This window comes from Microbacterium sp. CFBP 8794, from assembly GCF_014841235.1.
Lineage (GTDB): Bacteria > Actinomycetota > Actinomycetes > Actinomycetales > Microbacteriaceae > Microbacterium.
The window spans coordinates 556808-575959 of the sequence record NZ_JACYTT010000002.1; the positions used below are offsets into that span (position 1 = coordinate 556808).

The 19152-nt window shown below is 70.6% G+C and carries 19 protein-coding genes; 7 read left to right on the forward strand and 12 right to left on the reverse strand.

Features of this window, described 5'->3' with window-relative positions:
* Positions 1-3 precede the first annotated feature (3 nt).
* Entirely contained in the window at positions 4-546 is a 543-nt protein-coding gene (locus IFU19_RS06510) for a TetR/AcrR family transcriptional regulator (protein WP_055836461.1), read from the forward strand.
* Positions 547-783: 237 nt separating this feature from the next.
* Here IFU19_RS06510 and serA read toward each other — a convergent pair whose 3' ends face one another.
* The 9 genes from serA to IFU19_RS06555 all read right to left on the reverse strand — a co-directional run bounded on the left by serA (position 784) and on the right by IFU19_RS06555 (position 11186).
* Complete coding sequence (gene serA, locus IFU19_RS06515) at positions 784-2388, reverse strand: phosphoglycerate dehydrogenase (protein ID WP_070409750.1); 1605 nt, start codon at positions 2386-2388, stop codon at positions 784-786.
* A 208-nt stretch (positions 2389-2596) separates the two neighbouring features.
* Complete coding sequence (locus IFU19_RS06520) at positions 2597-2935, reverse strand: hypothetical protein (RefSeq protein ID WP_055836453.1); 339 nt, start codon at positions 2933-2935, stop codon at positions 2597-2599.
* Complete coding sequence (locus IFU19_RS06525) at positions 2932-3492, reverse strand: DNA polymerase III subunit gamma/tau (RefSeq protein ID WP_192013237.1); 561 nt, start codon at positions 3490-3492, stop codon at positions 2932-2934. The genes IFU19_RS06520 and IFU19_RS06525 overlap by 4 nt, the downstream gene beginning before the upstream one ends.
* A gap of 159 nt (positions 3493-3651) precedes the next feature.
* On the reverse strand, positions 3652-4677 hold the full coding sequence (ilvC, locus tag IFU19_RS06530; RefSeq protein WP_055836447.1) for a ketol-acid reductoisomerase: 1026 nt from the start codon (positions 4675-4677) through the stop codon (positions 3652-3654).
* A 62-nt stretch (positions 4678-4739) separates the two neighbouring features.
* A complete protein-coding gene (gene ilvN / locus IFU19_RS06535; protein ID WP_055836445.1) occupies positions 4740-5249 on the reverse strand; it encodes an acetolactate synthase small subunit in 510 nt (169 codons plus the stop codon).
* A gap of 1 nt (position 5250) precedes the next feature.
* Positions 5251-7056 (reverse strand): acetolactate synthase large subunit, encoded by a 1806-nt coding sequence (locus IFU19_RS06540; RefSeq protein ID WP_055836442.1) that lies wholly within the window; start codon positions 7054-7056, stop codon positions 5251-5253.
* Between the two features lie 43 nt (positions 7057-7099).
* On the reverse strand, positions 7100-8818 hold the full coding sequence (gene ilvD, locus IFU19_RS06545; protein ID WP_055836440.1) for a dihydroxy-acid dehydratase: 1719 nt from the start codon (positions 8816-8818) through the stop codon (positions 7100-7102).
* 98 nt (positions 8819-8916) lie between these two features.
* Positions 8917-9732, reverse strand: coding sequence for a trehalose-phosphatase (otsB, locus tag IFU19_RS06550; protein WP_192013238.1), 816 nt, complete (start codon positions 9730-9732; stop codon positions 8917-8919).
* Entirely contained in the window at positions 9729-11186 is a 1458-nt protein-coding gene (locus IFU19_RS06555) for an alpha,alpha-trehalose-phosphate synthase (UDP-forming) (RefSeq protein WP_070409746.1), read from the reverse strand. The genes otsB and IFU19_RS06555 overlap by 4 nt, the downstream gene beginning before the upstream one ends.
* A gap of 200 nt (positions 11187-11386) precedes the next feature.
* On the opposite strand from IFU19_RS06555, the gene IFU19_RS06560 reads away from it, so the two are divergent.
* Positions 11387-11641, forward strand: a complete 255-nt coding sequence (locus tag IFU19_RS06560; protein ID WP_055939745.1) for a hypothetical protein — start codon at positions 11387-11389, stop codon at positions 11639-11641.
* 57 nt (positions 11642-11698) lie between these two features.
* Here IFU19_RS06560 and IFU19_RS06565 read toward each other — a convergent pair whose 3' ends face one another.
* The 3 genes from IFU19_RS06565 to IFU19_RS06575 form a co-directional block, all read right to left on the reverse strand.
* Complete coding sequence (locus IFU19_RS06565) at positions 11699-12901, reverse strand: acetyl-CoA C-acetyltransferase (protein ID WP_192013349.1); 1203 nt, start codon at positions 12899-12901, stop codon at positions 11699-11701.
* A 94-nt stretch (positions 12902-12995) separates the two neighbouring features.
* Positions 12996-13649, reverse strand: coding sequence for a 3-oxoacid CoA-transferase subunit B (locus IFU19_RS06570; RefSeq protein WP_192013239.1), 654 nt, complete (start codon positions 13647-13649; stop codon positions 12996-12998).
* A 75-nt stretch (positions 13650-13724) separates the two neighbouring features.
* Positions 13725-14495 (reverse strand): 3-oxoacid CoA-transferase subunit A, encoded by a 771-nt coding sequence (locus tag IFU19_RS06575; RefSeq protein WP_192013240.1) that lies wholly within the window; start codon positions 14493-14495, stop codon positions 13725-13727.
* Between the two features lie 187 nt (positions 14496-14682).
* Between IFU19_RS06575 and IFU19_RS06580 the strand changes: the two genes are divergently transcribed.
* The 5 genes from IFU19_RS06580 (at position 14683) to IFU19_RS16445 (ending at position 19085) form a co-directional block, all read left to right on the forward strand.
* Positions 14683-15444 carry an IclR family transcriptional regulator gene (locus IFU19_RS06580; protein ID WP_055940026.1) on the forward strand — a complete coding sequence of 254 codons (762 nt, stop codon included), beginning with the start codon at positions 14683-14685 and terminating at the stop codon, positions 15442-15444.
* Positions 15445-15479: 35 nt separating this feature from the next.
* Complete coding sequence (locus IFU19_RS06585; RefSeq protein WP_192013242.1) at positions 15480-15935, forward strand: MarR family winged helix-turn-helix transcriptional regulator; 456 nt, start codon at positions 15480-15482, stop codon at positions 15933-15935.
* A complete protein-coding gene (locus IFU19_RS06590; protein ID WP_070409744.1) occupies positions 15932-17155 on the forward strand; it encodes an MFS transporter in 1224 nt (407 codons plus the stop codon). Before IFU19_RS06585 ends, IFU19_RS06590 begins: the two co-directional genes overlap by 4 nt.
* 179 nt (positions 17156-17334) lie before the next feature.
* Positions 17335-18633 carry a DUF222 domain-containing protein gene (locus IFU19_RS06595; RefSeq protein WP_199858609.1) on the forward strand — a complete coding sequence of 433 codons (1299 nt, stop codon included), beginning with the start codon at positions 17335-17337 and terminating at the stop codon, positions 18631-18633.
* Positions 18630-19085 (forward strand): HNH endonuclease signature motif containing protein, encoded by a 456-nt coding sequence (locus IFU19_RS16445; RefSeq protein ID WP_199858610.1) that lies wholly within the window; start codon positions 18630-18632, stop codon positions 19083-19085. The genes IFU19_RS06595 and IFU19_RS16445 overlap by 4 nt, the downstream gene beginning before the upstream one ends.
* The last annotated feature ends 67 nt before the right edge of the window (positions 19086-19152 follow it).

Below are 19152 nucleotides of genomic sequence, written 5' to 3' on the forward strand. Positions count from 1 at the left end.
GCCATGAGCCGCCCCCCACTCGCCCGCGACGCCGTCCTCGATGCGTTCACCCGCATCCTGGTCGATGACGGTGAACGCGCGGCGACCATGGATGCGACGGCCCGCGCCGCGGGGGTGTCGAAAGGCGGCCTGCTCTACCACTTCAACTCCAAGAGCGCCCTCGAGGCCGCCCTGGTCGAGCGCCTCGAGCACCTCGCCCGCGAAGACGTCGCCGAGATCGAGAACTCCACCGAGGGCGTCGTCGCCGCGCATCTGCGCTCCTCGCAGAACACCGGCTCGGCACTGGACGTCACGATCCTCGCGGTGTCGAGACTGGCGCAGAACGGCAACGACACGGCATCCGCCTCTCTCCGCCGCGTGCGTGAGCTGTGGGAAGAGAGTCTGCGCGCGCACACGCGCGACGAGACCGCCCTGCAGATGGTGCTGCTGGTCAGCGACGGCCTGTACTTCAACGCCGTACTCGACCTCAACGCCGTTCCCGGCCCCGCGCTCGAGGGCGCCGACCTCGACAAGCTGATCGAGGCCGTCGTCTCAGCGACCACCTGAGTCCTTCGGGGGCCCGCGCGCGACCTCCGCGATTCGCTCGAACTCCGTCGATCCGGGGCGGATGCCCCTGAGTTCGTGCACATCGCGGAACCTGCGCACGCGCCGTGTGAAACGAACCCCGCGCACGCCGGGCGGAACCAGCCCCGCACGCCACCGGGGTACCCACCCGGCGCGCGAACCCCGGGAACGAAGAAGGGGGCCGCAACCGCGACCCCCTCCCCCGATGCCGTGCGGGTCTCAGCCCTCGACGATCTCGATCTGGCGGAACAGGTCGGCGTTCACGGCCTCGCGCATGGCGCTGAGGATGTCGTCAGGAACGGGCGAGTCGACGGTGAGCACCGAGAGGGCGCGGCCGGTCGCATCGGGCCGCGCCACCTGGAGCCCGGCGATGTTGATGCCCGCTTCGCCCAGCTTCTGGCCGTAGATCGCGACGATGCCGGGACGGTCGGCGTACCGCATGACGAGGTGGTGCTGCTCGATCGGCACCTCGATGTCGTAGCCGTTGATCGAGACGACCTTGGGCACCATGCGCGTGCCGGCGAGGGTGCCCGCCACGGTCAGCGTCGAGCCGTCGGACAGCGTTCCCCGCAGGATGGTGATGTTGCGGTACAGCGGGCTCTCGGCCTCGACGACCAGTCGAGCCTCGACACCGCGCTGCTCGGCGAAGAGCGGGGCGTTGACGTACGAGACGGTCTCGCTGACGATCTGGCTGAAGATCCCCTTGAGGGCGGCGAGGCGGTACACGCTCACGTCGTACTGCGCCAGCTCGCCGCGTACCTCGATGTCGAGGCTGGTCAGGGCGCTGTCTGCCAGGCCGCTGAAGAACTGACCGAGCATCTCGACGAGCGCGATACCGGGGCGCACGAACGGATCGATCGCTCCACCGGCGACGTTCACGGCATCCGGCACCAGGTCGCCCTCGAGGGCAAGCTTCACCGAGCGGGCGACCGAGACGCCGGCCTTCTCTTGCGCCTCGTCGGTGCTCGCACCGAGGTGCGGGGTGACGACGACGTTCGGCAGGTCGAGCAGGCGACGCGCCGGCCCGTCTTCGGCGGGGGGTTCGGTCGAGAACACGTCGAGACCGGCACCGGCGATCTCGCCCGTGGTGAGGGCCTCGTACAGCGCGTTCTCGTCGATGAGGCCACCGCGGGCGACGTTGATGACGAAGGCGGACTTCTTCATGCGACGGAGCTGCTCGGCGCCGATCATGCCGGTCGTCTCGGGCGTCTTCGGCATGTGGATGGTGACGAAATCGCTCTGCTCGAGCAGTTCGTCGAGCGAGACCAACTGCACACCCAGCTGCTGGGCGCGGGTGGCGGTGACGTAGGGGTCGTAGGCGATGACCCGCATGTCGAAGCCCTGCAGGCGGGCGGCGATCAGGGCGCCGATGCGACCCAGACCGATGATGCCGATGGTCTTCTCGAACAGCTCGGTGCCGGTGAACGAGCTGCGCTTCCACAGGCCCTGCGCGAGCGAGGCGTGCGCCGCCGGAATATGGCGCGCGAGGCTCAGCACGTGGCCGACGGTGAGTTCGGCGGCCGAGATGATGTTCGACGTCGGCGCGTTGACCACCATGACGCCGGCCGCGGTGGCCGACTTGATGTCGACGTTGTCGAGACCGACACCGGCGCGGGCGACGACCTTCAGCGAGGGCGCCGCGGCCAGGGCCTCGGCGTCGATCTTGGTGGCCGAGCGCACGAGCACCGCGTGCGCGTCGGCGAGAGCCGAGAGCAGCGCGGGGCGGTCGGTCCCATCGACGTTGCGCACGTCGAAGTCGGGGCCGAGCGCGTCGATCGTGGCGGGAGAGAGTTCTTCGGCGATGAGCACGACGGGCTTCGTCACGGATGCGTCCTTCGAAACGGTGCGTGGGGACCGGCGCGCACCCCTGTGCCTGTCCGGCGCGAACCGGAAGCGCGAAGCGTGCGGGCCGTCTGCCAGCCTAGCGCGGAGCCGAGGACGCCCCCGACCGTGTGACGGAGAGTTCCGGATGCCGGGAACCGGGCGCCGACAGCGGACGCCGCGAATCGCGCGGTGACGTCAGCGGCTCAGCTCACCCGCCGTAGAGCCCGTACGAGGTCGTCCCGTACCCGACGATGGCCAGCCAGAACGCAGCCGACAGCGTCAGACCCGCGAGAAGGACGATGGCGAACTCCCCCGCCTTGCGCCGCTGGCCGATCGCGAACGCGGCGCCGAACGCGATCAGGGGGAACACGATGGGGAGGATGTACACGACCCACCCGAGGCCGTTCAGGCCGAGCGGGCCGGTGGCCTGGAGGATCAGCAGCGCAACAGCGCTCCACACGACGTAGGCGTAGAAGAGGCCGAACAGACCGGCGATGGTCACGACGAGGCCGGTGGGCAGGTGACGCGGGCGGGCGGGCGCACTCATGCGAGGGATCCCATCGACAGGAACGGCCAGGGAACGAGCAGGACGATGCCCAGGATCAGCAGCAGGAACCGCTGCCAGGTGCGCCACCCGCGCGTCAGCACGAGCACGGCGACGAACCACACGATCGGGGCGAGAGTGGCGCCGATCGTCATCGCGACGACGGTGACCTCGGGGATCGGGATGCCGAGTCCCTGCAGCTGCCGACCGGCGAGCAACCAGCCGACGGCGAAGAGCAGGAAGGTCGCGGCCACCATGCCGATGCCGACGAGGCCCGCGTTGCCGAGGGGCGCCGCGCTCCGCGCAGCCGGGGTGTCGTCGGGAGCCGGTTCGACCGGCGCGTCCGCGGCGGTCTCGTGCACGGGGGCGTCAGCGGCGGGCGCGTCCGCCTCGGGACGGTGGACCGGCTCGGGCACGAGGGGTTCGGGCCGCGGCTCGGGGACGAGCGGGTCGGGCCCGGTACCGCTCGGATGCTCGGCGGCGCGCTTGTCTCCGACGTCGAGCGTCGGATCGTCGTCACCGCCCCACGAGAGGGCGTCGTCATCGCGCGGAGTACTCACGCGTCCACGGTAGCGTCGCTCCCCCGCCCGCCGCTCGCGCCCCGCCGGACGGGGAACTCGTGCGACGGCCGAGCACGCGGCATCCGATGACCGTCGCCCCCTAGGGAAACACCGAACGCCCCGGAATCGAGAGGTTCCGGGGCGTTCGAGTGGACAGACTCAGCGCGCGGCCGAGCCCTCGACGTAGTCGCTGTCCTGCTGCTTCCACGCGAACAGACCGCGCAGCTCCTTGCCGGTGGCCTCGATCGGGTGACCCTGCTCCTTCTCGCGGAGCTCGAGGAACTCGGGGGCGCCGTTGTCCTGGTCGGCGATGAAGCGCTCGGCGAACGCGCCCGACTGGATGTCGGCGAGCACACCCTGCATGCTCTTCTTCACGTCGGACGAGATGACGCGGGGGCCCGAGACGTAGTCGCCGTACTCGGCGGTGTCGGAGATCGACCAGCGCTGCTTGGCGATGCCGCCCTCCCACATGAGGTCGACGATGAGCTTGAGCTCGTGCAGCACCTCGAAGTACGCGATCTGCGGCTGGTAGCCGGCCTCGACGAGGGTCTCGAAGCCCGCCTGCACGAGGTGGCTCATGCCACCGCAGAGCACGGCCTGCTCGCCGAACAGGTCGGTCTCGGTCTCTTCGGTGAAGGTGGTCTTGATGACGCCGGCACGCGTGCCGCCGATGGCCTTCGCGTACGAGAGGGCGGTGTCCCAGGCCGAGCCCGAGGCATCGCTCTCGACGGCGATGATGTCGGGGATGCCGCGACCCGCGACGTACTCGCGACGCACGGTGTGGCCGGGGGCCTTGGGGGCGACGAGGATGACGTCGACGCCCTCGGGGGCGTCGATGTAGCCGAAGCGGATGTTGAAGCCGTGCGCAAAGGCGAGGGTCTTGCCCGCGGTCAGCTTGTCCTTGATGGAGTCCGCGAAGATCGAGCGCTGGTGCTGGTCGGGCGCCAGGATCATGATGAGGTCGGCCCACTCGGCCGCGTCGGCGACGTTCTTGACCTCGAAGCCGTCTTCCTGCGCCTTGGCGGCCGACTTGGAGCCGTCCTTGAGGGCGATGGTGACCTCGACGCCCGAGTCGCGGAGGTTCTGCGCGTGCGCGTGGCCCTGCGAGCCGTAGCCGACGATGGCGACCTTCTTGCCCTGGATGATCGCGAGGTCGGCGTCGTCGTCGTAGAAGATCTCTGCCATGAGGATGTTTCTCCTTGAATCGTGGCCCGCTCCGGGGCCGCTGGTGAATGGAAGTGAAAAGCTCAGCCGCGCAGGACGCGCTCGGTGATGCTCTTGCCGCCGCGACCGACCGCGAGCAGACCCGACTGCGCGAGCTCCTTCACGCCGAAGGGCTCGATGGCCTTCAGGAACGCTTCGACCTTGCCCTTGTCGCCGGTGATCTCGATCACGATGGCGTCGGACGCGTAGTCGACGACCGAGGCGCGGAAGAGGTTCACGACCTCGAGCACGTTGGCCCGCGTCGAGTTGTCGGCGCGCACCTTCACGAGCACGTGCTCGCGCTGCACGGATGCCGCGGGGTCGAGCTCGACGATCTTGATGACGTTGATCAGCTTGTTCAGCTGCTTCGTCACCTGCTCGAGCGGCAGCCCCTCGACATCGACGACGACCGTGATGCGGGACAGGCCCGGCACCTCGGTCACGCCCACGGCGAGGGATTCGATGTTGAAGCCGCGACGGGCGAAGAGCCCGGCGACGCGGGTCAGCAGACCCGGTTTGTCCTCCACCAGGAGGCTCAGCACGTGCCTCGACATGTCAGTCCTCCTGCTCGCTGAACGTGGGCGAGTGGTCGCGGGCGTACTGGACGTAGCTGTTGCTGACGCCCTGCGGCACCATCGGCCACACCATGGCATCGGCACTCACGACGAAGTCGATCACCACGGGGCGGTCGTTCGTGTCGAGCGCGAGCTGGATGGCGGCGTCGATCTCGTCTTCGCTCTCGACCCGGATGCCGAGGCAGCCGTACGCCTCGGCCAGCTTCACGAAGTCGGGGATGCGGCGCGTGCCGTGCCCGGTGTTGAGGTCGGTGTTGGAGTGGCGTCCGTCGAAGAACAACGTCTGCCACTGGCGCACCATGCCCAGCGAGGAGTTGTTGATGATCGCGACCTTGATCGGGATGTCGTTGATGACGCAGGTCGCGAGCTCCTGGTTGGTCATCTGGAAGCATCCGTCGCCGTCGATCGCCCACACCGCGCGCTCGGGCTGGGCCACCTTGGCGCCCATGGCCGCGGGAACGGCGTAGCCCATCGTGCCGGCACCGCCGGAGTTGAGCCACGCGTTGGGACGCTCGTACTTGATGAACTGCGCGGCCCACATCTGGTGCTGTCCGACGCCCGAGGCGTACACGCCCTCGGGTCCGGTCATCTCACCGATGCGCTGGATCACCTGCTGCGGCGACAGCAGACCGTCGGTGGTCTTGGCGTATCCGAGCGGGAACTCCTCGCGGAGTCCGTTCAGGTACGTCCACCACTCGGTGTAGTCGTGCGGCTGCTCGGCGTCTGCGGCGCGGAAGGCGGCCTCGAGGTCGATGAGAACCTCGCGCAGGTCGCCCACGATCGGCACGTCGGCGAATCGGATCTTCGAGATCTCGGCGGGGTCGATGTCGACGTGCACCACCTGGGCGTGGGGGGCGAACAGCGCCGCCTTGCCCGTGACGCGGTCGTCGAAGCGCGCGCCGAGCGAGACGATGAGGTCGCTCTCTTGCAGCGCGAGCACGGCGGGCACCGTGCCGTGCATGCCCGGCATGCCGAGGTGCTGGTCGTGCGAGTCGGGGAACGCGCCGCGCGCCATGAGCGTCGTCACCACGGGGGCGCCCGTCGCTTCGGCGAGCACCTTGAGCTCGGCCGACGCGTTCGAACGGATCGCGCCGCCGCCCACGTACAGCACGGGCTTCTTGGCGGTGGCCAGCAGCTGCGCCGCGGCCTGGATCTGCTTGCCGTGCGCCTTGGTCACCGGGCGGTAGCCGGGCAGGTCGATCTTGGGCGGCCAGACGAAGGGCGCCTCGGCCTGCTGCGCGTCTTTCGTGATGTCCACGAGCACGGGGCCGGGACGACCGGTCGAGGCGATCTCGAAGGCCGCGGCGATGGCGCCGGGGATCTCGTCGGCCGCCTTGACCAGGAACGAGTGCTTCGTGATGGGCATGGTGATGCCGACGATGTCGGCCTCTTGGAAGGCGTCGGTGCCCATGAGGGTCGAGAACACCTGACCGGTGATGCACACCAGCGGGACCGAGTCCATGTAGGCGTCGGCGATGGCGGTGACGAGGTTGGTCGCACCGGGGCCCGACGTGGCGATCGCCACGCCGACGCGACCCGATGCGGCCGCGTAGCCCTCGGCCGCGTGGCCGGCGCCCTGCTCGTGGCGCACGAGGATGTGGCGGACGTTCTCGTCGTCCATGAGGGGGTCGTAGACGGGCATGATCGCCCCGCCCGGAAGACCGAACACGTCGGTCACCCCGAGAAGATCGAGCGATCGGACAACCGCCTGCGCACCCGTGAGCACGGGTGCCGGTGCGGTGCGTGCGGGCGGCCGGGGAATGGCCGTGGTGGAATCGACGGACATGGTGGTACCTCGAGAACCAGAGAAGGTGAGAAGGGGACGGCCGTCAGCCCGTGACCGCGCCCTCCGCGGCGGAGTGCACGAGCTTGGAGTACTTGGCCAGAACGCCACGGGTATAGCGCGGGGGGAGCGGTTCCCAGCCCTCACGGCGGGAACTCAGCTCGGCCTCATCGACGATCAAGTCGAGGGTGCGAGCGGCGATATCGACCCGTATCAGATCACCATCGCGCACGAAGGCGATAGGACCTGCGTCCACCGCTTCGGGAGCTATGTGGCCGATGCAGAGTCCGGTTGTGCCGCCTGAGAATCGACCGTCCGTCAAGAGTAGTACATCTTTTCCGAGACCCGCGCCCTTGATGGCGGCGGTGATGGCGAGCATCTCGCGCATACCGGGGCCGCCCTTGGGGCCCTCGTACCGGATGACGACGACGTCGCCGGCGGCGATCTGACCCGCCTCGAGGGCGTCCATGGCGGCGCGCTCGCGTTCGAACACGCGCGCGGGGCCCTCGAAGACGTTGCCGTCGAAGCCGGCCGACTTCACGACCGCACCCTGGGGCGCCATCGACCCGTGCAGGATCGTGATGCCGCCGGTGGCGTGAATCGGGTTGTCGAACGAGTGGATGACCTTGCCGTCGACGGGGTCGGGGTCGAGGTCGGCGAGGTTCTCGGCGAGCGTCTTGCCCGTGACGGTGAGCGCGTCGCCGTGCAGGAGGCCCTCGTCGAGCATGGCCTTCATGATGACCGGGATGCCGCCGTGGCGGTCGACGTCGTTCATGACGTACTGGCCGAACGGCTTCATGTCGGCGACGTGCGGCGTCTTGTCGCCGATGCGATTGAAGTCGTGCAGGTCGAGGTCGACCTCGGCCTCGTTGGCGATCGCGAGCAGGTGCAGGACGACGTTGGTGGAGCCGCCGAGAGCCATGGCGAGGGCGATGGCGTTCTCGAACGCCTCTTTGGTGAGGATGTCGCGCGTGGTGATGCCCTGGCGCAGCAGGTTGACCACGGCCTCGCCCGAACGGTGGGCGAAGTAGTCGCGGCGACGGTCGGCCGACGGCGGTGCGGCGGAGCCGGGGAGGCTGAGGCCCAGGGCCTCGGCGACGGAGGCCATGGTGTTGGCGGTGTACATGCCGCCGCACGCGCCCTCGCCCGGGGCGATCGCGCACTCGATGCGCTTGAGGTCGGCTTCGCTCATCTTGCCCGCGAGGCACGCACCGACGGCCTCGAAGGAGTCGATGATCGTGACGTCCTTCTCGGTGCCGTCGCTGAGCTTGACCCAGCCGGGGGCGATGGAGCCGGCGTACAGGAAGACGCTCGAGAGGTCGAGACGGGCGGATGCCATGAGCATTCCCGGGATCGACTTGTCGCAACCGGCGAGAAGGACCGACCCGTCGAGGCGCTCGGCCATCATGACGGTCTCGACGCTGTCGGCGATGACCTCGCGCGAGACGAGCGAGAAGTGCATGCCCTCGTGGCCCATCGAGATGCCGTCGGAGACGGAGATGGTGCCGAACTGCAGCGGGTATCCGCCGCCGGAGTGCACCCCCTCTTTCGCGCCCTGAGCGAGGCGGTCGAGGCTGAGGTTGCAGGGCGTGATCTCGTTCCAGCTCGACGCGATGCCGATCTGGGGCTTGTCCCAGTCCTCGTCACCCATGCCGACCGCGCGGAGCATTCCGCGCGACGTGGTGGCTTCGATGCCGTCGGTGACGACGCGACTGCGGGGCTTGATGTCGAACTCGCCGTTGTTCGGATTCTGCGGTGCGGGCATTGCTGAAGTCTATTGCGCGTGCCGACCCTGCCACGCCCGTCGACGCGCGATCCTTCGATTACCGGTCACGGTCGGATGTGCGCCGACGGGATGCGCTCTCAGCCGGTGTGCGCGGCGCGCAGCCGCGCCACCGTCTCGAGCACCTCGACGAACCCGTCGATGTCGGAGACGGTGAGGGCGGCGACGGTTTCTCCCCCGCCCACGCGCACCCCGAGGTCGCCCGGCTCGAGCGAGGCGAGGGCGTCTTCGTCGGTGACGTCGTCTCCGGCGAACAGCACGCCGGTGGCGCCGAGGCGTTCGCGCAGGTGCCGCACCGCGGAGTCCTTGCCCTCGTGACGGAAGGAGTACTCGAGGATGTCGTGGCCCGTGCGCCGACGCCAGGTCGGCGCCTGCGCCTGCACCAGTCGATCGGCCGCGGCGCGCGCGGCCTCGGCTCCCCCGGCGTCCGCCGTGCGGGTGTGCACGCCGAGGCCGTACTGCTTCGGTTCGATGCGCACGCCCGGGATCTCGGCGACGGCGCGCGCGATCTCGGCCGTGAGACGGTCGCGCAGCGCGGTCTCGTCGGCGGTGTCGGCCGCGATCTCGTCGGCGGTGTCGGCCGCCGCGTCGGACGAGACCGTCGTCTGATCCCCCGGCATCCGGAATTCTGCGCCGTGCGAACCCGCCAACCAGATCGGCGAGTCGTCGCCGTGCTCCGCGATGACGCGCAGATCGGCGAGGGTCCGGCCCGAGACGAGGGCCACGGTCGTGCGGGGAAGCGCGGCGAGCTCGTCGACCACCGCGCGCGCACCCGCGGTCATGCGGGCCGTGAGCGGTTCGTCGACGAGAGGCGACAGTGTGCCGTCGAAGTCGAGGGCGACGAGCAGGGTCTCGGTGGTGGCGACGGCCTCGATGGCCGCATCGGGCGCGGTCATCGGGCGTCCTCGCCCTCGGTGCCCGCCTCGACCTCGACCGCGGCGGTCGCGCTGGTCTTGTCGTGGAAGGCCGAGAGTGCTTCGAGGAAGCCGCGCGACCAGGCCTCGACGTCGTGCTCGCGCACGCGCCTGCGCAGAGTACGCATGCGTCGTCCCTGCTCGGCCGCGGGCATGTCGATCGCGCGGATCACGGCGTCCTTGAGCCCGTCGATGTCGTGCGGGTTGATCCTCAGCGCACTGCCCATCTCGTCGGCGGCACCCGCGAACTCGCTCAGCACGAGGACTCCGCGGTTGTCGATGCGGCTGGCGACGTACTCCTTGGCCACGAGGTTCATCCCGTCGCGCAGCGCCGTGACGAGCATGACGTCGGCGGCGAGGAACAGCGCCACCATCTCTTCGCGCGGGTAGGACTGGTGCAGGTAGCGGATGGCGGTGTGCGTGGTGGTGTCGTAATCGCCGTTGATGCGTCCGACGGTCATCTCGATCTCGTCGCGCAACTGCATGTAGGCGTCGACGCGCTCCCGGCTGGGGCTCGCGACCTGCACGAGGGTGGCGTCTTCGACCGTGGCGCGTCCGTCTTCGAGCACTTCGCCCCACGCCTTGAGGCGGTGGCGGATGCCCTTGGTGTAGTCGAGGCGGTCGACACCGAGCAGGATCTTGCGCGGATTGCCGAGACCCTCGCGGATCTCGCGGGCGCGCTGCTGGATGTCGGGGCGCTGCGCGAGCTCGATATACGACTCGGCGTCGATCGAGATGGGGAACGCCTTCGCGAGCGCAACGCGCGTGCCGCCCTCGCCGTCGGGCACCAGGATGCCGCTGGCCTTGGTCTCGTAGCGCAGCTGACGCCGCACGGCACGGGCGAAGTTACCGGCGTCGGCCACGCGCTGGAAGCCGATGACGTCGGCGCCGAGGAGCCCCTCGAGCACCTGCTTGCGCCACGGCAGCTGCGAGTACAGGCCGTACGCGGGGAAGGGGATGTGGTGGAAGTACCCGATCGTGACGTCGGGGCGCAGCTCGCGCACCATCTTGGGTACGAGCTGCAGCTGGTAGTCCTGCACCCACACGGTGCCGTTCTCGGCGGTGGCGTCGGCAGCGGCCCGGGCGAAGCGCTGGTTCACGCGGACGTAGGCCTCCCACCAGGCGCGCTTGTACGTGGGCGGGGAGATCACGTCGTGGTAGAGCGGCCAGATCGTGTCGTTGGAGAAGCCCTCGTAGTACAGCTGCACGTCGGCGACCGACAGGGTGACCGGCACCAGCAACGTGCCGTCGAACTCGAAGGGCTCGACCTCGACGTCGGCTTGACCCGCCCAGCCGACCCAGGCGCCCTCGGCGCTGCGCATGACGGGCTCGAGGGCGGTGACCAGCCCTCCCGGGGATCGCCGCCATCCCTCGCCGTCGGGGGTGCGATCGACGGGCAGACGATTGGCGACGACGACGAACTCGGCCTGGGTCACAGGTCCTCCTCGGGGATTGCTCTCAGGCTAACAGCGGTGCGGAAACGCGCAGGGGGCTGGACGGGATGCGACACGAGCGTCGACGGACCGTGGCACGCGCCCGCGGCCGGCGCGGCGTCCGAGCTCGGTCGATCGACGCGTCGGCGCGTCACCGTGTCAAGGCGCGGCGTGCGTTCCCCCACCCTGGGTAGGTTGGGCGCATGCGCCAGTACATCTTCGGAACCGGTCTTCTCAGCGCCATCACCGGCGGCGTCACGCTCTTGCGTGCCCTGCGCAACGACGAGCCGTTCACGTGGCGCGTCGCGCTCGCGTGGCTCAGCTGGGGCATCACCCTGGCCCTGGCCATCGGGTCGGTCGTCGACACCCGTCGCGCACGCCGCGGCAAGGTCATCGCGGGCGACTCCCCCGTGTCGAAGAAGCAGCAGAAGCTGCTGAAGAAGCGCCTCGCGCGCTGACCCCCGTGACGGCGAACGGATGCCGCGGCCTCGAGGTCGCGGCATCCGTTCCGTGTTTCAGCCGGCGACGTTCTCGCGGGTGAGGATCAGCGCGTCGCCCTGACCGCCCCCGCCGCAGAGCGCCACCGCCGCCGTGCCACCGCCCCGCTTGACCAGCTCGTGCACGGCGTGAACGACGAGGCGGTTGCCCGACGCCCCGATGGGGTGACCGATCGCGATGCCGCCGCCGTGCGGGTTGACCACGTCGTCGGACAGGCCGAGCTCGGCCTGGGAGCGGGCGACGACCGCGCCGAAGGCCTCGTTGATCTCGACGAGGTCGAGGTCGCCCGCGGTCAGCCCCTGCGCGTCGAGGGCACAGGCGATCGCGCGTGCGGGCTGGGCGTGCAGCGAGTTGTCGGGGCCGGCGACCTGGCCGGCGGCGCCCACCACGGCGAGAACGTCCCAGCCGTGGTCGGCCGCGATGCGACGGGTGGTGACGACCACGGCCGAGGCGCCGTCGGAGATCTGCGAGGCGTTGCCGGCCGTGATCGACCCGCCCTCCGCGAAGGCTGGGCGCAGCTTCGCCAGGGTGTCGACCGTGGTGTCGGCGCGGATCCCCTCGTCGGCGCGCACGACGAGCGGCTCTCCCTTGCGCTGCGGGATGGTCACGGGCACGATCTCGGCGTCGAAGACCCCGGCCGCCTGCGCGGCGGCGGCCCGCTGGTGCGAGCGGGCGGCCACGGCATCCTGATCCTGGCGCGACACCTCGTACCGCGTGTTCGCCCGCTCGGTCGACGCGCCCATGCTCTCGTGGTCGTACGCGTCGGTCAGCCCGTCGTGGGCGAGGTGGTCGAGCACCTCGACCGAGCCGTAGGCGTAGCCCTCGCGCGAGTTCATCAGCAGGTGCGGCGCGCGGGTCATGGACTCCATACCGGCGGCGACGACGACCGTGGCGTCACCGAGGCGCAGCATGCGCGCGGCGTCGATGATCGCGGTGAGGCCCGACAGACACACCTTGTTGACCGTCGCGGCGTGCACGTCCCAGCCGATGCCTGCGGCGAGGGCCGCCTGGCGCGCGGCGTTCTGCCCGACTCCGGCCTGCAGCACCTGGCCCACGAGCACCGCGTCGACCGACGCGGCCGGGATCCCGCCGCGTTCGAGCGCCCCGCGGATGGCCGCGGCGCCGAGCTCGACGGCGGTGAGCGGGGCGAGTTGCCCCTTCAGCCGTCCCTGGGGCGTGCGGGCGGCGGCGACGATGACGACGTCGGTGTCGTGTGACATGTCGGTGTCGTGTGACATGTCGGTGTCGTGTGACATGTCGGTGTCGAGTGACATGGGGTGTCCTTCCGGTCGGGGAGACGGTGGAGCGGGGCCGTCAGGGCCGTGCGGCGACGCCGGGCGCGACGATCAGGGCGGGCTCGGTGGCATCCTGCACCTCTTCGATGGTGACACCGGGGGCGAGCTCGGTGAGCACGAGCCCCTCGTCGGTCACGTCGATGACGGCCAGGTCGGTGATGATGCGATCGACGACGCCCCGGCCGGTCAGCGGCAGCGAGCAGGTGTCGACGATCTTGGGCGTTCCGTCTTTGGCGACGTGTTCCATGAGCACGATCACCCGGGCCGCTCCGTGGACGAGATCCATCGCGCCGCCGGGGCCCTTCACCATCTTGCCCGGGATCATCCAGTTCGCGAGGTCGCCGGATGCCGACACCTGCATCGCCCCGAGGATGGCTGCATCGATCTTCCCCCCGCGGATCATGCCGAAGCTCAACGCGGAGTCGAAGAACGCGGCTCCCGGGAGGGTGGTCACCGTCTCTTTGCCGGCGTTGATCAGGTCGGCGTCGACGGCGTCGTCGGTCGGATAGGGACCGACGCCCAGGATGCCGTTCTCGGACTGCAGCACGACGGTCACGCCGTCGGGCACGTGGTTGGGCACGAGGGTGGGCAGGCCGATGCCGAGGTTGACGTAGGCGCCGTCGGCGAGTTCGAGGGCGGCACGCGCGGCCATCTCGATGCGGGTCAGGGGCATGTCAGATCCTCTTCTCGGACGGGGCGGAGACCATCGGCGTCCGGGGCGGCGACGGACGCCGGCACGCGCGGCACCTCATCGGGCGCTCCCGCTCACCGTGCGCTTCTCGATGCGCTTCTCGACCTCGCCCACCTCGACGATGCGGTGCACGAACACCCCGGGCAGGTGCACGGCGTCGGGCTCGATCTCGCCCGGTTCGACGAGGGTCTCGACCTGCACGATGCACGTGCGCCCGGCCATCGCCGCGAGGGGGTTGAAGCTGCGCGCCGCCTTGCGGAACACGAGGTTGCCGTGGCGGTCGCCCTTCCAGGCGTGCACGAGGGCGAAGTCGGTCGTGATCGCTTCTTCGAGCACGAATTCCCGGGGCTGGCCGTTCACGTCGAACGTGCGCACGTCCTTGGGGGGCGAGGCCACCGCGATGCCCCCGGATCCGTCGTAGCGGCGGGGCTGACCCCCCTCGGCCACTTGCGTGCCCACGCCGGTCTGCGTGAAGAAGGCGGCGATACCGGCGCCCCCCGCACGCAGCTTCTCGGCGAGCGTTCCCTGGGGCGTGAGTTCCAGCTCGAGTTCGCCCGAGAGGAACTGCCGCTCGAACTCCTTGTTCTCGCCGACGTACGACGAGGTCATCTTGCGGATGCGTCCGGCCCCCAACAGGATGCCGAGTCCCCAGTCGTCGACGCCGCAGTTGTTCGAGACGACCGAGAGGTCGCGGGTGCCCTGGGCGAGCACCGCTTCGATGAGGGCGATGGGGTTGCCCGACAGGCCGAACCCGCCCACGGCCAGGGACGCCCCGTCGGGGATGTCGGCGACGGCCTCGGCGGCCGAGCTCCAGGTCTTGTCGATCACGCGAACTCCTTCGTGTCTGCGTCGTCCCATGCTGCTCCGGCGAGCGCCGGGACCGGCAGTGGGTTCTTGCCATGTGGATGGGTCGGGGCGTAGCGTCCACATCGTGGACACCGCATCCGGAATCGACCCCGACGACGGCGCGGGTCAACGCGGCGGATCGCCCACCCCGTCCGCGGGCGGGCGCGGGGTGCCCGGCGCTCAGGCGATCGCCCGGGCCGCGCACCTGCTGCGCCTCGTGACGGCGGCGGGCGCACGCGGCGCGACAGTGGGCGACCTCGCCCGCGACGCCGACCTCACCCGCCCGACCACGCACCGGCTGCTCACGGCCCTTCGCGCCGAGGGCCTCGTCGACCGTGACGAGCACAGCGGGCACTGGCTTCCGGGTCCGGAGCTTTACCTGATGGGGAGCGTCGCGGCATCCCGCTTCGACATCACCGCGACGGCGCGCGACATCGTGCGCTCGCTCGCCGTCCGCACCGAGGAGAGCGCCTTCCTCTCGGTGCGTCGCGGGGACGAGACCGTCTGCCTCGTCCGCGAGGACGGCAGCTTCCCCATTCGTTCGTTCGTGCTCTCGGAGGGCGTGCGGTTCCCGCTGGGCGTCGCGTCGGCCGGCCTGGCGATCCTCGCGTTCCTTCCGCCCCAGGATGTGGACGCGTATCTCGAGCGGCATCCGGAACTGGTCGAGAAGTGGGGCGCCTCGCACTCGCCCGCGCGGTTGCGCACGCGGATCGGCGACACGAAGGCGCGCGGCTACGCGGTGAACCCGGGGCTCATCGTGGAGGGCAGCTGGGGCATCGGCGCGGCCGTGTTCACCCGCGACGGCGACCCGCAGTGGGCGCTGAGCCTCACGGGCGTGGAGTTCCGCTTCGGCGGCGAACGGCTGGCGGAGCTCGGGCGCATCCTGCTCTCGCACGCGCACCAGCTGTCGACGCGCCTCGGCTCGCGTTAGATACCCCAGGTATATACCTGCGGTATGCTTTTGGTATGACCCGCGACGACGACCTGCAGAAGCTCCTGCTCGCGGTGCACGCCCTCACGCGCATCGCGGCCATCGACACCCAGAACGACGCCCCCGGCGCGCAGTGGCGCACCTTGACGCTGCTGCGCGACCACGGCCCCCAGCGCCTCGGCGACCTGGCCACCCTCAGCCGGGTGACGCAGCCCGGCATGACCCGTCTCGTCCACCAGATGGACGCCGCGGGACTCGTGGCCCGACAGGCCGACCCCGCCGACTCGCGGGTCAGCGTGATCGCCGCGACCGACGCCGGGATCGAGGCGCTCACCCGCTGGTTCGAGTCGCTGCGCGCAGCCCTGGCCCCGCACGTGGCGGATCTGACGGATGCCGAATGGGACGCCGTGCGCGTCGCCGCCGGCGCCCTGTCGGCCCGCGTGGGCCTGCAGCCCACCCCCGCGCGCGAGACGATCGGAGCCGGTCGATGAGCGGCACCACTCCCAGCGTCTGGAAGCAGCCCGCACAGGTGTGGGCGGTGGCGTTCGCCTGCGTCGTCGCCTTCATGGGTATCGGTCTGGTGGATCCGATCCTGCCGGCCATCGCCGACGCCCTGCAGGCGAGCCCCGTCGAGACCGAGCTGCTCTTCACGAGCTACCTCGTGGTCACCGGACTCGCGATGCTCGTCACCAGCTGGATATCGAGCCGCATCGGCGCGAAGGCGACCCTGCTGGTCGGCCTCGGGCTCATCGTGGTGTTCTCGCTGCTGTGCGCCCTGAGCGGCAGCGTGGATGCCGTGATCGGCTTCCGCGCCGGCTGGGGCCTCGGCAACGCCCTCTTCATCTCCACGGCGCTGGCCACCATCGTCGGAGCCGCATCCGGCGGCAGTTCGGCCGCCATCATCCTGTACGAGGCGGCACTCGGCCTCGGCATCGCCATCGGGCCGCTGCTCGGCGGCATCCTGGGCGAGGCGAGCTGGCGCGGACCGTTCTTCGGGGTGGTCGTGCTCATGGCGATCGCTTTCGTGGCGGTCACCCTGCTGCTGCGCGGACCGACACCCGAGCGTCGGCCGATCGCGTTCAGCGCGCCGTTCCGTGCTCTCGGTCGTCCCGCGCTGGCGATCCTCGCGGCGACCGCGCTGTTCTACAACATCGGCTTCTTCACCCTGCTCGCCTTCTCACCGTTCCCGCTGGGGTTCGGGGCCATGGGGATCGGCCTGACGTTCTTCGGCTGGGGCCTGGGGCTCGCCGTCACGAGCGTGTGGGTCGCCCCGCTGCTGCTACGGCACCTGCGCCTGACGACCGTGCTGCTGATCGCCCTGCCGCTCCTGGCCGTCGATCTGCTGGTCGCCGCCTTCGTGGTGTCGTCGGCCACGGCACTGGTGGCGTGCATCGTCGTCGGAGGTCTCGTGCTCGGCGTGGTGAACACCGCGCTGACGGAAGCGGTCATGGAGGCCACCGACCTTCCGCGCTCGGTCGCGTCATCGGCCTACTCGGCCGTGCGGTTCCTCGGCGGGGCCGTGGCTCCCCCGCTGGCCGCGCTGCTCTGGCACGCCTACGGCGCCGGAGTGCCGTACGTCATGGCCGCAGTGTCGGTCGTGATCGCGAGCGCGTGCATCCTGTTCGGACGCCGCCTGCTGGCCCACATCGACGGAGCACACGCGGATGCCGCGGACGAGGGCGCTGCGGTGCTGATCGGCGACGCCGCCTGAGGGGAGGGGTGAAGGGCCTCGGTCTGCGGCGTGAGTCGCGGGGCGGGGCCCTTCGTCGGTGAGGGGCGAAGGGTGCACCGTGGCCCCGCATCGACACCCCTCCAAGGCCGGATGGCCCACCGAGGAGCCCCGCGAACGGTCCTTCCGCCGATGTCGGAGGTTGCCGATACCGTCTGGACATGAGCCTCTCCGCCCCCGTGAACGACAGCCGCCGGGCCGTCGAATGGTGGCGCGATGTGCCCCCTCCCAGCGCGGAGGATCTGCAGCTCGAAGCGGACACGCTCTGGGCGAGAGAGCTCGGGCTTCTGGACGGCGATGAGAGTGGCGACGAGCGTGCGTCCGGCGAGTTCTCGTGGGCGGAGATCGACAAGTCGACCGACATCGTCGACTCTGATGACGACCCCGGCGGCGACGACCCGGCGCCCACCGCGCACGACGGCTTGACCAGCGCACCGCAGGACGGCTCGACCCCCACCGCAGACACTGGCGAGGTCGCGAGCGCGCCGATCCTCGACGACGAGGCCGACGTCGACGATCTGCTCCGCGCGCTCGAGGTCGCAGCGGTAACGCAGCGCCGGGCCACCGCCGAGGGGTACCGACTCATCGCGCTTCTCGTGAGCCGCGCGAGCATCGATCCCGAACCCTGGGTCGGCCCCGACCCCACGCTCGACGGCGTGGGGAGCGACCCGCGGCGTCGTGGGGCCGCGGCCATCGCGCGCGACCGGCGCGACCTGGCGCAGCGCGCGGCCGTCGCCGAGATCGCCGTGCGCCTGCGCCTCTCCGAACAGACGGTTCGCGTCCGCGGCTCGCAGGCGGAGGGCATGCGGGAACGCTGCCCGCGCACCTGGAGCGACTTCGCCGAGGGGCGCGCCTCGGAGCGACATGCCGTCGAGACCGCTCGTCTCGCGGACAGCCTGCCCGACAGCCCCGAGACGTGGGCGGCCTTCGACGACGGCGCCTCGGAACGCGCGCGCACCTTGACGCCCGCGAAGTTCGTCGTGGCTGCGCGCGCGCTTCGCGAACGCGTCCACGCCGACTCCCTCGAGCAACGACACGCACGAGCCGCTCGCGACCGCGGCGTCTGGGTGACGGCAGAACTCGACGGCATGACGACACTGAGCGCGCTGCTGCCGGCGGATCGTGCCCACGCGGCGATGGCGCGCGTCGACCGGTTCGCCCGACACCTGCGCGCGACCCCCAACGAAGAGCGGACACTGGCTCAGCTGCGCGCCGACACGCTGGCCGACCTGCTGGATGGAGCCGACACGGTCGACGGCGCGCGCCCAGGCTCCGCACCTGCCACCGCGACCGCCACGGCGACCGCCAGTGCCGCCACGTCGACAGCCTCCACACCCGCCACCGCGACACCGCCGTGCCGGTCAGCTCCACGACCACCGCCCCATCCCCCGACCTGGCCACCCCACACACCCCGACGGCCCGCGCGCGCCCCGCCCCCTCGCGCGCCTCCATCGTCGTGACCGTTCCCGCGCTGACGCTCCTCGGCGGCGATGACGGACCGGCGACCCTCGACGGGTACAATCCGATCGACCTCGACACCGCCCGTCGCCTCGCGGGTGGCGCCACGAGCTGGACCCGTCTGCTCACGCACCCACTCAGCGGGGCCCCGTTGGCGCTCGATCGCACGTCGTATCGCGTCACGGCCGCGCTGCGCCGGTGGTTGGGCGTCACCTCACCGACGTGCGTGTTCCCCGGCTGTGCGCGGAGCGCACGGGACTGCGACATCGACCACCTCACGGCATGGGCCGAGGGAGGCACGACAGACGCCGACAATCTCGAACCCGAGTGCCGACATCATCACCGACTGCGGCACGAGTCGCGCTGGAGTCCCTCGCGCGATCCCGACACCGGCGATGTGCGATGGACCTCCCCGCGCGGCCACGAGGTCGACACAGACCCGCCACCGTTCTGACCGAGCGAAGCGCGACGGAGCCCTACACCCCCGCCACCTCGGCGTGGACCGCCCCGCGCGGCCGCGA

Bases quoted from the DNA above. Each gene is read 5' to 3' on its own strand.
- IFU19_RS06510 (WP_055836461.1), top strand. From the start codon at position 4: ATGAGCCGCCCCCCACTCGCCCGCGACGCCGTCCTCGATGCGTTCACC.
- IFU19_RS06520 (WP_055836453.1), bottom strand. From the start codon at position 2,935: ATGAGTGCGCCCGCCCGCCCGCGTCACCTGCCCACCGGCCTCGTCGTG.
- ilvC (WP_055836447.1), bottom strand. From the start codon at position 4,677: ATGGCAGAGATCTTCTACGACGACGACGCCGACCTCGCGATCATCCAG.
- ilvN (WP_055836445.1), bottom strand. From the start codon at position 5,249: ATGTCGAGGCACGTGCTGAGCCTCCTGGTGGAGGACAAACCGGGTCTG.
- IFU19_RS06540 (WP_055836442.1), bottom strand. From the start codon at position 7,056: ATGTCCGTCGATTCCACCACGGCCATTCCCCGGCCGCCCGCACGCACC.
- ilvD (WP_055836440.1), bottom strand. From the start codon at position 8,818: ATGCCCGCACCGCAGAATCCGAACAACGGCGAGTTCGACATCAAGCCC.
- otsB (WP_192013238.1), bottom strand. From the start codon at position 9,732: ATGACCGCGCCCGATGCGGCCATCGAGGCCGTCGCCACCACCGAGACC.
- IFU19_RS06560 (WP_055939745.1), top strand. From the start codon at position 11,387: ATGCGCCAGTACATCTTCGGAACCGGTCTTCTCAGCGCCATCACCGGC.
- IFU19_RS06565 (WP_192013349.1), bottom strand. From the start codon at position 12,901: ATGTCACACGACACCGACGTCGTCATCGTCGCCGCCGCCCGCACGCCC.
- IFU19_RS06570 (WP_192013239.1), bottom strand. From the start codon at position 13,649: ATGCCCCTGACCCGCATCGAGATGGCCGCGCGTGCCGCCCTCGAACTC.
- IFU19_RS06585 (WP_192013242.1), top strand. From the start codon at position 15,480: ATGACCCGCGACGACGACCTGCAGAAGCTCCTGCTCGCGGTGCACGCC.
- IFU19_RS06590 (WP_070409744.1), top strand. From the start codon at position 15,932: ATGAGCGGCACCACTCCCAGCGTCTGGAAGCAGCCCGCACAGGTGTGG.
- IFU19_RS06595 (WP_199858609.1), top strand. From the start codon at position 17,335: ATGAGCCTCTCCGCCCCCGTGAACGACAGCCGCCGGGCCGTCGAATGG.